Source organism: Salmonella sp. 32070601201500089SM (genome assembly GCF_017573605.1).
GTDB lineage: Bacteria > Pseudomonadota > Gammaproteobacteria > Enterobacterales > Enterobacteriaceae > Salmonella > Salmonella enterica.
This window is the reverse complement of record NZ_JAGETK010000014.1, coordinates 55,654-68,917: the sequence shown is the minus strand read 5'-3', so window position 1 is coordinate 68,917 and position 13,264 is coordinate 55,654. Positions and strand designations below refer to the sequence as shown.

Sequence of the window (13,264 nt, the reverse complement as noted above, 5' to 3'; positions counted from 1 at the left end):
TATTATTTACCACTGGTCTGTTTTTGATGCTCATCAAGAAACGCTTTCATCTCTTTCGGTCCCTGATAGCCAGGCACCACATAGCCGTTACTCAATACAATGGCTGGCGTACCGCTAACGCCCAACTGCACGCCCAACGCATAATGATCAGCAATGTTCACGTCACAGCTTGCCGGTTTCACGCCCTTACCTGCCATGGCGTCATCAAACGCTTTGTTTTTGTCTTTGGCGCACCAGATAGATTTCATATCCTGCTCCGCCTGGCTTTCCAGCCCCTGGCGCGGGAAGGCCAGATAACGTACCGTGATCCCCAGCGCGTTATAATCTTTCATCTCTTCATGTAGCTTATGACAATAGCCGCAGGTGATATCGGTAAAAACAGTAATGACATGTTTCTCATCCGGCGCTTTATAGACGATCATCTCTTTTTCCAGCGCATTTAGCTGGCTCATCAGCAGTTTGTTCGTCACGTTTACCGGATGCGCGCCGCTCACGTCATACATCGGCCCTTGAATAATATGTTTGCCGTCATCAGTGACGTACAGTACGCCGCTGTGAGTGAGGACGGTTTTCATCCCTGCCACTGGCGAGGCCTGAATTTCCGTACTCTGAACACCCAACTTAGCCAGCGACTGACGGATAGCCGCATCATCCGCATGGGCCACGCCTGAAAACGCCGCCGCCAGTAAAGTGAACATCATAAAACGCTTTTTCATAAACTATCCTTTCCTGTCAGCACTCATGCCCGCGGATGGTGCTGTTGATGAAGTTGACGCAAACGCTCCGTTGCGACATGCGTATAAATTTGTGTCGTCGAAAGATCGCTATGCCCAAGTAGCATTTGTACAACGCGCAAGTCGGCGCCGTGATTCAGCAAATGCGTGGCGAAAGCGTGACGTAAAACATGCGGCGATAGTTTTTCGCTATCGATTCCAGCCAGTACCGCATAATGTTTAATACGGTGCCAGAAGGTCTGCCGCGTCATCTGCTGCGCACGCTGGCTGGGGAATAATACGTCAATCGATACGCCATTGAGTAACCAGGGACGCCCATGCTCCAGATACGTTTCCAGCCAATATACCGCCTCTTCGCCTAACGGCACCAACCGCTCTTTATTGCCTTTACCGATAACCCGCACCACGCCCTGCCGCAGACTGATATCGCTCATTGTCAGCCCCACCAGTTCCGACACGCGCAAACCGGTGGCATACAGCACTTCCAACATAGCTTTATCGCGCAACTCCAAAGGTTGATCAATAAGCGGCGCCTGCAAGAGCCGCTCAACCTGCGCCTCGCTAAGGTCTTTCGGTAAACGCTGCGGAAGCTTAGGCGAGGCCAACTGCGCGCTCGGATCATCCTCACGATACTTTTCACGGTACAGATGCTGGAAGAAGCGCCGCATAGCGCTTAACAGGCGTGCGGAACTGGTCGCTTTGTATCCGCCCTCCACCCGTTCAGCCAGCAGCGTTTGTAAATCATCAGCCTGCGCCGTCGCAAGCGTTTTTCCGCGATGATGCAACCACGCAACGACCATCGATAAATCGCGACGATACGCGCTTAATGTATTTTCCGCCAGATTTCGTTCCAGCCACAGGGCATCCAGAAACTGCTCAATACGCGCTAAATCCTGTTCCATTCGCGCTCCCCACTTCACGCTGACTTTTGGTGCATTATGCCTCATTGTGCCGTGAATGCAGCGATTCTGTTACACTACCCGCAACGCTATAGCAGAATCGAGATGTAACGTAATGAACATGGGTCTTTTTTACGGTTCCAGCACGTGCTACACCGAGATGGCCGCAGAGAAAATTCGCGATATTCTCGGCCCGGAGCTGGTGACATTACATAACCTCAAGGATGACGCCCCCGCCTTAATGGAGCAGTACGACGTGCTCATTTTAGGCATCCCCACCTGGGATTTTGGCGAAATTCAGGAGGACTGGGAAGCCGTCTGGGAGCAACTGGACGATCTCAATCTGGAAGGCAAAATCGTTGCGCTTTACGGTATGGGCGACCAGCTCGGCTACGGTGAGTGGTTCCTGGATGCGCTGGGTATGTTGCATGACAAACTTGCCCTCAAAGGCGTTAAATTTGTCGGCTACTGGCCCACAGAAGGCTACGAATTTACCAGCAATAAACCGGTCATTGCGGATGGGCAACTGTTTGTCGGCCTGGCGCTGGATGAAACGAACCAGTACGATCTCAGCGATGAGCGTATACAGACCTGGTGTGAACAAATTCTCGGCGAAATGGCCGAACACTACGCCTGAAGCCTTACTCGCTGTATTTCCCTCTCGACGGAACCGCGTTTACGCCGTTCCGTCAGTGTTGGCGCGATATCGGCTGCTGTAACAGTATCCGACGCAACTCACGCCATTCCGCTTCTTCCATGCTATCCGCCGCCAGCCATAAATGCTGATGACGTCCAGACTCTGCGCGTAAACGCAACACCATCCCGCTCTTCAGTAACCAGGGCGGACGCAAGAGCGTCCAGTCCTGCCCCTGCCAGCGTAAGCGCCCGTCCATGAGTAGCTTGATCTCTCCCTGACAGGTATTAATCCTGCGCTGGCTACGTACACAGTCAAACACGACCAGCGACAGTAGTATCATCCATAACGGGGTATAACTCAGCGGCCAGGGCATCAATAAAATCACCGCAGAAACCAGCCCATGAATGAGCAATGAGATCCACTGAGCGCGCCATGAGACGCGTAAATCAGATTGCCACAGGACCACGTTCCCGATTCCGTGTCTGAATGAGTCGGACCATCTGTTCCAGTTCAGCGTCAGCCGGTTTACCGTGATTCATTAACCAGTTAAATAAATCCGGGTCATCACTCTGCAACAAACGGACAAAAATACGCTTTTCTTCATCACTTAAACTATCGTACTCATGTTCAAAAAACGGCATGATGGAAATATCAAGTTCGCGCATACCGCGACGACATGCCCAGTGAATACGTGCTTTATTGTGAATATCCATGTTCTTCCTGCCTCGCGAAAATGAAGTACCGGGCTATTGTAACGTGTTTTTGGCGTTGTTTTACGGGAATCTCAGTAATCTGGAACGCGATCGCGAAATAAAAGGCTGGGAATCAATATGTTCATCCATTTTGGATACCGTCTCGCAAAACGATCAATCCGCTCTCAATGGGCTATTTAAAGCACTTGCAATGACCGATGGCTCTTTTACCATTAACCATTATTGTTGCAGCTAACCAGGACATTATTTATGGCTTTTATCTCCTTTCCACCACGTCATCCTTCATCGTCAGCCCGCCTGCCGCTGACGCTGATCGCGCTTGACGACTGGGCGCTGTCGACCATTACCGGCGTAGACAGTGAAAAGTATATTCAGGGCCAGGTCACCGCTGACGTAAGCCAGATGACCGAACAGCAACACCTTCTCGCCGCCCACTGCGATGCTAAAGGTAAGATGTGGAGCACTCTGCGCCTGTTCCGTGAGCACGACGGTTTCGCCTGGATTGAACGCCGTAGCGTGCGTGAAGCACAATTAACGGAGCTGAAAAAGTACGCCGTATTTTCCAAAGTGGTCATCGCGCCGGATGACGAACGCGTATTGCTTGGCGTGGCCGGTTTTCAGGCCCGCGCGGCGCTGGCTAATGTCTTTAGCGAACTGCCCAATAGCGAAAATCAGGTGGTCAGAGACGGCGCCTCCACGCTGCTATGGTTTGAACATCCTGCGGAACGATTCCTGCTTGTCACCGATGTCGCGACGGCCAACATGTTAACGGAGAAGTTACATGGCGAAGCCGAACTGAATAACAGCCAACAGTGGCTGGCATTGGATATTGAAGCAGGCATTCCGGTGATTGACGCGGCGAACAGCGGTCAGTTTATCCCCCAGGCGACTAACCTACAGGCGCTGGGCGGCATCAGCTTCAAGAAAGGCTGCTACACCGGACAGGAGATGGTCGCACGGGCAAAATTCCGCGGCGCCAATAAACGCGCGCTTTGGTTGCTGGCGGGCAAAGCCAGCCGGGTACCGGAAGCAGGAGAAGCTCTGGAGCTACAGATGGGCGAGAACTGGCGTCGTACCGGCGCTATTCTGGCGGCGACGCAGTTAGACGACGGTCAGTTACTGGTTCAGGCCGTCATGAATAACGATTTAGAAGCCGAAAGCGTCTTCCGCGTTCGCGACGATGCCAACACCCTGCATATCGTCCCGCTGCCTTACTCGCTGGAAGAGTGATATCACGTTAAAAGCCGGATAGCCTGATAGCGCAACGCCATCAGGCTCGCACGTGCTGCTCTCGTAGGCCGGATAAGGTACGACAGCGCCGCCATCCGGCACGGGCATCCGGGAATTACGCCTGTCCCACATACAAATAGATAGCCAGGAAGTGGCACACGCTGCCGCCCAGCACAAAGCCATGCCAGATGGCGTGGTTATAAGGTATGCGTTTGCAAACATAGAAAATTACGCCCAGCGAGTAAACGACGCCACCTACCGCCAGCAGCGTCACGCCGCCTATCGCCAGCTTAATCGCCAACTGATAAACCACTATCAGCGACAGCCAGCCCATTGCCAGATACGTAACCAGTGAAAGCACTTTAAATCGGTGCGCAATCGTCAACTTGAAGAGGATACCGAATAGCGCCAGGCTCCAGATCACAATCATTAGTCCGCGCGCCAGCGGCGAATCCAGACCTACCAGCAGAAATGGCGTATAGGTTCCGGCAATGAGCAGATAGATAGCGCAGTGATCAAATTTCTTTAACCAGATTTTTGCCCGCTGATGAGGAATGGCATGATAAAGCGTTGAGGCAAGAAAAAGCAGGATCATGCTCCCGCCATATAAACTGTAGCTGGCGATAGCCGTCATACCCGCATTCGCCTCTACCGCCTGAACCAACAACAGCACCAGGCCGACAATACCAAATACCAATCCAATGCCGTGGCTAATACTGTTGGCGATTTCCTCAGCCAGCGAATACCCCTGCGTCATTAATGGTTTTTGCACCATAACTTACTCCGGAGAAACGTTCATAACGATGAACTGCACCTCTAGCGTAACTGAGAATGGTTCCAGTGAACACATGTTAGCTAAAATAAATTCGCAAAATTAAATTTTGTTTATCATTCAATAAGTTAATTACAAAAACTCAACTAACACGCGTTCATATTTATCAAAGGCATTTAAAATCAATCACATAAAATTGCGTCTGGTTGGGATAGATTTCAGCAATGACCCGTTTCAGCTCATCAAGTGACATATTTTCCTGTTGCGCATGTTTTTCGTTCAGCGTATCCAGCGTCACAGTTGACGTTCCTGTCACTTCAATTGTGCAAAAATAGCCATCATCTTCGAACCGCCCCACGCGTAGCACATCGCCTGCTTTAAAGTGGGACTCGGAGGCATCACGAATAGTGATGGTTTTACGCCCTGCCAGAATGTCATTCTGGAAACGTTGAAAGAAAGTAATGTCGTTTGGCTGCATGTGGTTATCCCTTGAATATGCCCCGTTGAAGTGAATGTTACGATCTGAATATGCTCTTGTCCCGACACGCGAGCACCCTGGAATTTTGCGTACGCTTTACATGTCATTTGGTGCAGAATGAATGATAACAGACTAAATAAATTGAGATTATGCAACAATGAGAAAACTCACCTTGCCAAAAGATTTTTTATGGGGCGGCGCGGTTGCTGCACACCAGGTTGAAGGCGGCTGGAATAAAGACGGTAAAGGCCCCAGCATCTGCGACGTGCTAACCGGCGGCGCACACGGCGTGCCACGCGAAATCACCCAGAATGTCGTTGCTGGCAAATACTATCCGAACCACGAGGCGGTGGATTTTTACGGACATTACAAAGAAGACATCCGTCTTTTCGCCGAAATGGGGTTCAAATGCTTCCGTACCTCTATTGCCTGGACGCGTATCTTCCCGAATGGCGACGAATCCCAGCCAAACGAGGCCGGTCTGAAATTCTACGACGACATGTTTGATGAGTTACTCAAATACAACATCGAACCGGTCATCACCCTTTCCCACTTTGAAATGCCATTACATCTGGTACAGCACTACGGCGGCTGGACCAATCGTAAGGTCGTTGATTTCTTTGTCCGTTTTGCTGAAGTCGTGTTTGAACGCTACAAACATAAGGTCAAATACTGGATGACCTTCAACGAAATTAACAACCAGCGAAACTGGCGCGCGCCGCTGTTTGGCTACTGCTGTTCGGGCGTGGTGTATACCGAGCATGAGAATCCAGAAGAAACCATGTATCAGGTCTTACATCATCAGTTTGTCGCCAGCGCGCTGGCGGTAAAAGCGGCACGTCGCATTAACCCGCAGATGAAAGTGGGCTGTATGCTGGCGATGGTCGCGCTGTATCCTTTCTCCTGTAAACCAGAAGATGTGATGTTTGCTCAGGAGTCGATGCGTGAACGCTATGTCTTTACTGATGTGCAGTTGCGCGGCTACTACCCGTCCTATGTGTTGAACGAGTGGGAGCGCCGCGGATTTAACATCAAAATGGACGATGGCGATCTTGAAGTGCTGCGCGAAGGCACCTGCGATTATCTTGGTTTCAGTTATTACATGACCAACGCGGTCAAAGCCGAAGGCGGTAGCGGCGATGCGATTTCCGGTTTTGAAGGCAGCGTACCGAACCCCTATGTTAAAGCCTCTGACTGGGGCTGGCAGATTGACCCGGTGGGCCTGCGTTATTCATTGTGTGAACTGTACGAACGCTATCAAAAGCCGCTGTTTATTGTCGAAAACGGTTTTGGTGCTTACGACAAAGTAGAAGAAGATGGCAGCATCAACGACGACTACCGAATTGACTACCTGCGCGCCCATATTGAAGAGATGAAAAAAGCGGTGACTTACGATGGTGTCGACCTGATGGGCTACACGCCGTGGGGCTGCATCGACTGCGTGTCGTTCACCACCGGTCAGTACAGCAAGCGCTACGGCTTCATCTACGTGAACAAGCACGATGACGGTACGGGCGATATGTCGCGTTCGCGTAAGAAGAGCTTCAACTGGTACAAAGAGGTGATTGCCAGCAACGGCGAGAAGCTTTAACTCCTGCACGTTACCCGCCAGTCGGCGGGTAATACTTTGAACGAGTCTTACCAGGCCTTACCTATTTTAAATTCCCAGCGTACATCTTCCATTTTGGTTGGCGACTTCGCCTCCTGCATTACCGGGAAGAAGGCTCCGGCACCAAACCATAATTTCAGTGAATCGACGGCAATATTAAATGACGGACCAACAACCCATTCGGTAGTTCCAGAATGGTTATTAATTACGCTGCCATTAGACAGTTTTTTCGTTCCAGAGGCATTATTGCTGTAGGCACTTTCCAGACCAAGATCCAGCGGTAAATCGCTAAACATATACCGCACCTGGGTATTCCACTGGAATTCGTTACCTCGTTTCACGTCCTGATTACCGCGCTCAAATGGTCCCTGATAGACAAAACCCATATCCCCTTTAATGTTAGGAGTAAATAATTTTGTTAAAGTGAGTGTTACTCTTCCTCCCCAGGCGCTATTCCCAGGCAAATGATTATCTCCATCTTGCCCGGTGGGTAGTAATAATGCCCCGCCTACCGTAACCCAAAACGGATCACCTATTCGCTGGCTCATTAAAGCATAATTGACCCCCACCGATTGGTCGCCCATTCCCTCTATGTGCTCAGGAGACAGATTGTCTCGTTTGTTATTGATATAGGAACCCACAGTTGATAATTCCAGTCTGTCGGTCAAACCGTAACGAATCTTCAATAACCATATCTGGGAGTAAACATCCGGACTTCCGTGCCCCTCGATTTGATGATCTTTATCGCGAAATGAGCTATTCACGGCGGTTAATAACTTTCCTTCCGGCAATACTGAACCACCAGAAATAGCGGTATTAACTGGTGCACCTAATAGATTACTGGGATTATTTTCTCCGTTAGCTGCCATTGCATTCATTAATAGAAAATATGTCATTAATGGCAGAAATATAAATCGTTTCATTATTCCCTCCAGGTATAAAAAACAAAGCGCTAAGTTAATAAATATTTACGTTATTTATGCTTATTTTTAATTTATAATTTAAATTAATAACTTGATGAATTTAATATACGGAAATTTTTGTAACTATATTGAGAGGTAAATAACGATTCCGGAGAGAAACTATTTGTAACTACATGTAAATATACTGTGTTGTTTTGATTAAATAACAGCAAGGTAAAAATGATGCACAATGAATCATTAGGCTCTAAAAAACCGGTAATTTAATTCTGGCTAATACACTGATACAAACGCCAGGTTGCCTGACAGGAGCCAACGATTTACTGTAATATATTGAATTAGTAACAATTTGTAGCCTGAATAAGGCACTCACACTGCATCCGACATAAACAAAGCGCATTTTATTAACAAGCTGAAAAGGCGCCGAAGCGCCTTTAGAAAACAGTCGAATCAGTAAATTACTGGTAGTCGCTAATCGGTACGCAGGAGCAGAACAGGTTGCGGTCGCCATAAACATCATCCAGACGTTTCACCGTCGGCCAGTATTTGTCTGCCACGCCTGCCGGGAATACGGCAACTTCACGGCTGTACGGATGCGCCCACTCGGCGACCAGTTCGCTCTGAATGTGCGGCGCGTTCACCAGCGGGTTATCTTCCAGCGGCCAGACACCCGCTTTCACCTGGTCAATCTCTGCGCGAATAGCCAGCATCGCATCGATAAAGCGATCCAGCTCAGCCTTACCTTCAGATTCCGTCGGCTCTACCATCAGCGTGCCCGCCACCGGGAACGACATGGTTGGCGCATGGAAACCGTAGTCGATCAGACGCTTGGCAATATCCAGCTCGCTGATGCCGGTTTCTTCTTTCAATGGGCGAATATCAAGAATACATTCGTGCGCCACACGGCCATCGCGACCGGTATACAGTACCGGATAGGCATCTTTCAGACGGCTGGCAATGTAGTTAGCGTTAAGAATCGCGACCTGGCTTGCCTGCTTCAGGCCTTCTGCGCCCATCATGCGGATGTACATCCAGCTGATTGGCAGGATAGAGGCACTACCGAACGGCGCCGCAGAAACCGCGCCCTGACGGGTTAACATGCCTTCGATTTGCACCACGCTATGGCCCGGTACGAACGGTGCCAGATGCGCTTTCACGCCGATCGGTCCCATGCCTGGGCCACCGCCGCCGTGCGGAATGCAGAAAGTTTTATGCAGGTTAAGATGCGAAACGTCCGCGCCAATAAAGCCCGGTGAGGTAATGCCGACCTGAGCGTTCATGTTCGCGCCGTCAAGGTAAACCTGACCGCCGAACTGGTGCATAACTTCACACACCTCACGGATCGTTTCTTCATACACGCCGTGGGTGGACGGATAGGTCACCATGATGCAAGAAAGGTTCGCAGCATGTTGTTCTGCTTTTGCCCGCAGATCGTCCAGGTCGATGTTGCCGTTCTTATCACAGGCGACTACCACCACCTGCATTCCTGCCATATGTGCAGAAGCAGGGTTAGTGCCGTGAGCAGAGGCCGGAATCAGGCAGATATCGCGATGCCCTTCGTTGCGGCTTTCGTGATAGTGACGAATCGCCAGCAGCCCCGCGTATTCCCCCTGTGCGCCGGAGTTAGGCTGCATACAGACGGCGTCGTACCCGGTGAGTTTCACCAGCCAGTCAGAAAGCTGGCTAATCATCTGATGATATCCTTCGGCCTGTTCCGGCGGGCAGAACGGGTGCAGTTCAGCGAATTCCGGCCAGGTGATAGGAATCATCTCGGCGGCGGCGTTCAGCTTCATGGTGCAGGAACCCAGCGGGATCATCGCCTGGTTCAGCGCCAGATCTTTACGCTCCAGCGAGTGCATATAGCGCATCATCTCGGTTTCGCTGTGGTAACGGTTAAATACCGGATGCGTCAGAATCGCATCGTCACGCAGCATACTTTGCTGAATGGAACGGCTATCAAGCGCCACGTCTTTATCCAGTGTTTCAATGTTCAGACCGTGGCTGCCGCCCAGCAAAACATTGAACAACTGCGCCACATTCTCACGGGTGGTGGTTTCATCGAGCGTAATACCAACCGCGTTATGAATATCGCTGCGCAGATTGATCTCTGCCGCTTCCGCACGCGCCAGTACCGCAGCTTTATCAGCCACTTCCACACACAGGGTGTCGAAGTAGTGCGCATGACGCAGCTTTAAGCCTTTCTGTTGCAGACCTGCCGCCAGAATATCGGTCAGGCGGTGGATACGATTAGCGATGCGCTTCAGACCAACCGGACCATGATAAACGGCATACAGACTGGCGATGTTAGCCAGCAGTACCTGCGAGGTACAAATGTTGGAGTTCGCTTTCTCACGACGGATATGCTGCTCGCGAGTCTGCATCGCCATGCGCAGTGCGGTATTGCCCGCCGCATCTTTTGAGACGCCGATAATACGGCCTGGCATGGAGCGTTTAAATTCGTCTTTGGCGGCAAAGAACGCCGCATGCGGGCCACCGTACCCCATCGGTACGCCGAAGCGTTGCGCAGAGCCGAAAACAATGTCCGCGCCCTGTTTACCCGGCGCGGTAAGCAGCACCAGCGCCATAAAGTCGGCGGCGACGCTGACAATCACTTTACGGGCTTTGAGTTCGCTAATCAGCGCGCTGTAATCGTGAATTTCGCCCGTGGAGCCAACCTGCTGCAACAGCACGCCAAACACATCCTGGTGATCCAGTGCTTTCGCCGCGTCATCCACAATGACGTCAAAGCCAAAGGTTTCGGCGCGAGTACGCACGACGTCCAGAGTTTGCGGATGGACATCAGAGGCGACAAAGAACCGGTTGGCATTTTTCAGTTTGCTGACGCGCTTTGCCATCGCCATCGCTTCAGCGGCGGCGGTCGCTTCATCCAGCAGCGAGGCGGAAGCCATGTCCAGCCCCGTCAGGTCCAGCGTCACCTGTTGGAAGTTGAGCAGCGCTTCCAGACGCCCCTGAGAGACTTCCGGTTGATACGGGGTATAAGCGGTGTACCAGCCTGGATTTTCCAGCATGTTGCGCAGGATAACCGGCGGTAGCTGCACGGCGGTGTAGCCCATGCCAATGTACGACGTGAAGCGCTTGTTACGCCCGGCGATGGCTTTTAATTCCACCAGTGCGGCATATTCGGTTGCCGCCTCGCCAACCTGCGGCGGAGTCGCGAGCTGAATGTCTTTCGGCACAATCTGACCTGTCAGCGCGTTTAACGACTCGGCGCCAACCGCATTCAGCATCTCTTGTTGCTGTGCGGCGTCCGGTCCGATGTGGCGTTCAATGAAAGCGCCGCGGTTTTCAAGCTGGCTTAACGTCTGTGTCATGGGCGATGGTTCCTGAAACGTGCAGTGAATCGTGATTGTCTCTAACTCAATTGCCCGGTGGCGCTGACGCTTACCGGGCCTACGCGTGCGAAAACGAATACGCAAAATCATTCGCGTTGCAGTGAGTAGGCCGGATAAGCATTAGCGCCATCCGGCACAACATTATTCGTCTTCTAACAATGCCTCATACGCGGTGGCATCCAGCAGCGATTCAAGTTCGCTTTCATCGCTGGCTTTGATTTTAAAGATCCAGCCACCGGCATACGGTTCGCTGTTCACCAGCTCCGGGGAGTCGCTCAGCGCATCGTTTACCGCCACGATCTCGCCGCTTACCGGCGCATAAATGTCGGACGCCGCTTTTACGGACTCCGCCACGGCGCAGTCGTCGCCCGCGCTTACGGTCGCGCCGACTTCCGGCAGATCAACAAAAACCATATCGCCCAACAGCTCCTGAGCGTGTTCAGTAATGCCAACAGTGTAAGTGCCATCCGCTTCTTTACGCAGCCATTCGTGTTCTTTGCTGTATTTCAGTTCTGCGGGTACGTTGCTCATCAATTAATCTCCAAAAAAGGATGAATCACGCGACGGCTTTGCCGTTACGCACAAAAACAGGTTTAGTCACTTTTACCGGCATTTCACGGTTACGAATTTGTACAATCGCCGTCTCGCCGATGCCCGCCGGAACACGCGCCAGCGCAATGCTGTAGCCCAACGTTGGGGAAAACGTCCCGCTGGTGATAATGCCTTCTTGCTGATTGCCCTGCGCATCGGTAAAACGCACCGGCAGTTCATTACGCAATACGCCTTTCTCGGTCATCACCAGACCGACAAGCTGCTCATGGCCTTTTTCACGCTGCATCTCCAGCGCCTCACGGCCAATAAAGTCGCGGTCAGCAGGTTCCCAGGCGATAGTCCATCCCATATTAGCCGCCAGCGGAGAGATACCTTCATCCATCTCCTGACCGTACAGGTTCATGCCAGCTTCCAGACGCAGCGTGTCGCGCGCGCCAAGACCGCACGGCTTCACGCCCGCCTCCACCAGCGCACGCCAGAAATCCGCCGCTTTTTCATTCGGCATGGCGATTTCATAGCCCGCTTCGCCGGTATAACCGGTGGTGGCGATAAACAGATCGCCCGCCTGAACGCCGAAGAACGGCTTCATACCTTCTACTGCATGGCGCTGTTGGTCAGTAAACAGAGTCGCCGCTTTTTCCTGCGCATTCGGCCCCTGTACCGCAATCAGCGACAGGTCGTCACGAACGGTAATGTCGATGGCATAAGGTTCAGCGTGTTGGGTAATCCAGGAGAGGTCTTTTTCGCGGGTGGCGGAGTTAACAACGAGACGGAAGAAATCTTCAGTGAAGTAGTAGACGATAAGGTCATCAATCACGCCGCCCGATGCGTTAAGCATACCGGAGTAGAGGGCTTTACCCGTCTTCGTTAGCTTCGCGACGTCGTTTGCCAGCAGATAACGTAGAAACTCTCGTGTGCGGCTGCCATGAAGATCGACAATGGTCATATGCGATACATCAAACATCCCGGCATCGGTGCGCACAGCGTGGTGTTCATCAAGCTGAGAGCCGTAATGCAGGGGCATCATCCAGCCATGAAAATCGACCATGCGGGCGCCGCATAGCGTGTGTTGTTCGTACAAAGGCGTCTGTTGGGCCATCTTTTCCTCGTTGAATTAGCGGGGGCTAACAACCATTTTCATGGGAAATCTTCGCCACGAAACCTGGCATCGACGCCCTTTTTCCTGCGCCGACGCAAACGTTCTCTTGCTCCTGAACTTACCACCGAACCAGGCGCTAAACCATAAGGCTGAATTTACCATCACATTAGCTTATGACTAAAAAACGCCAAAACCCCATCAGCACAAAAAACCACTATTACGCTAAATAACCTCCATAAAAATGAAGCTGATACGATTTATCACAACA

At 51.5% G+C, this 13,264-nt stretch carries 13 protein-coding genes; 3 read left to right on the top strand and 10 right to left on the bottom strand.

The annotated features are described in order from the left end of the window. Positions 1–2 precede the first annotated feature (2 nt). A complete protein-coding gene (gene dsbC / locus J4728_RS19450; protein ID WP_000745614.1) occupies positions 3–716 on the bottom strand; it encodes a bifunctional protein-disulfide isomerase/oxidoreductase DsbC in 714 nt (237 codons plus the stop codon). A 23-nt stretch (positions 717–739) separates the two neighbouring features. Further along, entirely contained in the window at positions 740–1,636 is an 897-nt protein-coding gene (xerD, locus tag J4728_RS19445; RefSeq protein ID WP_000434302.1) for a site-specific tyrosine recombinase XerD, read from the bottom strand. Between the two features lie 112 nt (positions 1,637–1,748). Between xerD and fldB the strand changes: the two genes are divergently transcribed. Next, the gene (gene fldB, locus J4728_RS19440; RefSeq protein WP_001055885.1) at positions 1,749–2,270 is read left to right on the top strand and encodes a flavodoxin FldB; all 522 of its coding nucleotides are present in this window, start codon (positions 1,749–1,751) and stop codon (positions 2,268–2,270) included. 52 nt (positions 2,271–2,322) lie between these two features. Here the strand turns inward: fldB and J4728_RS19435 are convergent, their stop codons facing one another. Together J4728_RS19435 and sdhE are read right to left on the bottom strand one after the other, a co-directional pair. Then, positions 2,323–2,736 carry a protein YgfX gene (locus J4728_RS19435; RefSeq protein ID WP_058116119.1) on the bottom strand — a complete coding sequence of 138 codons (414 nt, stop codon included), beginning with the start codon at positions 2,734–2,736 and terminating at the stop codon, positions 2,323–2,325. Then, positions 2,717–2,983, bottom strand: a complete 267-nt coding sequence (sdhE, locus tag J4728_RS19430) for an FAD assembly factor SdhE (RefSeq protein ID WP_000351186.1) — start codon at positions 2,981–2,983, stop codon at positions 2,717–2,719. Before sdhE ends, J4728_RS19435 begins: the two co-directional genes overlap by 20 nt. 249 nt (positions 2,984–3,232) lie before the next feature. Between sdhE and ygfZ the strand changes: the two genes are divergently transcribed. Further along, positions 3,233–4,213, top strand: coding sequence for a tRNA-modifying protein YgfZ (gene ygfZ, locus J4728_RS19425; RefSeq protein WP_208212257.1), 981 nt, complete (start codon positions 3,233–3,235; stop codon positions 4,211–4,213). Positions 4,214–4,328: 115 nt separating this feature from the next. On the opposite strand, the gene trhA is transcribed toward ygfZ, so the two are convergent. Then, entirely contained in the window at positions 4,329–4,988 is a 660-nt protein-coding gene (gene trhA / locus J4728_RS19420; protein ID WP_000250289.1) for a PAQR family membrane homeostasis protein TrhA, read from the bottom strand. Between the two features lie 163 nt (positions 4,989–5,151). After that, a complete protein-coding gene (yqfB, locus tag J4728_RS19415) occupies positions 5,152–5,463 on the bottom strand; it encodes a N(4)-acetylcytidine aminohydrolase (RefSeq protein WP_001182976.1) in 312 nt (103 codons plus the stop codon). Between the two features lie 157 nt (positions 5,464–5,620). Here yqfB and bglA point away from each other — a divergent pair, with 157 nt between their 5' ends. Beyond that, complete coding sequence (gene bglA, locus J4728_RS19410; protein ID WP_001230140.1) at positions 5,621–7,054, top strand: 6-phospho-beta-glucosidase BglA; 1,434 nt, start codon at positions 5,621–5,623, stop codon at positions 7,052–7,054. A gap of 47 nt (positions 7,055–7,101) precedes the next feature. Here bglA and J4728_RS19405 read toward each other — a convergent pair whose 3' ends face one another. The 4 genes from J4728_RS19405 to gcvT all read right to left on the bottom strand — a co-directional run bounded on the left by J4728_RS19405 (position 7,102) and on the right by gcvT (position 12,996). Next, the gene (locus J4728_RS19405; protein WP_208212255.1) at positions 7,102–7,995 is read right to left on the bottom strand and encodes a transporter; all 894 of its coding nucleotides are present in this window, start codon (positions 7,993–7,995) and stop codon (positions 7,102–7,104) included. Between the two features lie 455 nt (positions 7,996–8,450). Next, positions 8,451–11,324 carry an aminomethyl-transferring glycine dehydrogenase gene (gene gcvP / locus J4728_RS19400; protein WP_208212253.1) on the bottom strand — a complete coding sequence of 958 codons (2,874 nt, stop codon included), beginning with the start codon at positions 11,322–11,324 and terminating at the stop codon, positions 8,451–8,453. 162 nt (positions 11,325–11,486) lie between these two features. After that, positions 11,487–11,876: a glycine cleavage system protein GcvH gene (gene gcvH, locus J4728_RS19395; protein WP_001295377.1), complete on the bottom strand. Its 390-nt coding sequence runs from the start codon at positions 11,874–11,876 to the stop codon at positions 11,487–11,489. A 25-nt stretch (positions 11,877–11,901) separates the two neighbouring features. Further along, the gene (gene gcvT, locus J4728_RS19390) at positions 11,902–12,996 is read right to left on the bottom strand and encodes a glycine cleavage system aminomethyltransferase GcvT (RefSeq protein ID WP_000068738.1); all 1,095 of its coding nucleotides are present in this window, start codon (positions 12,994–12,996) and stop codon (positions 11,902–11,904) included. Positions 12,997–13,264: the final 268 nt, after the last annotated feature.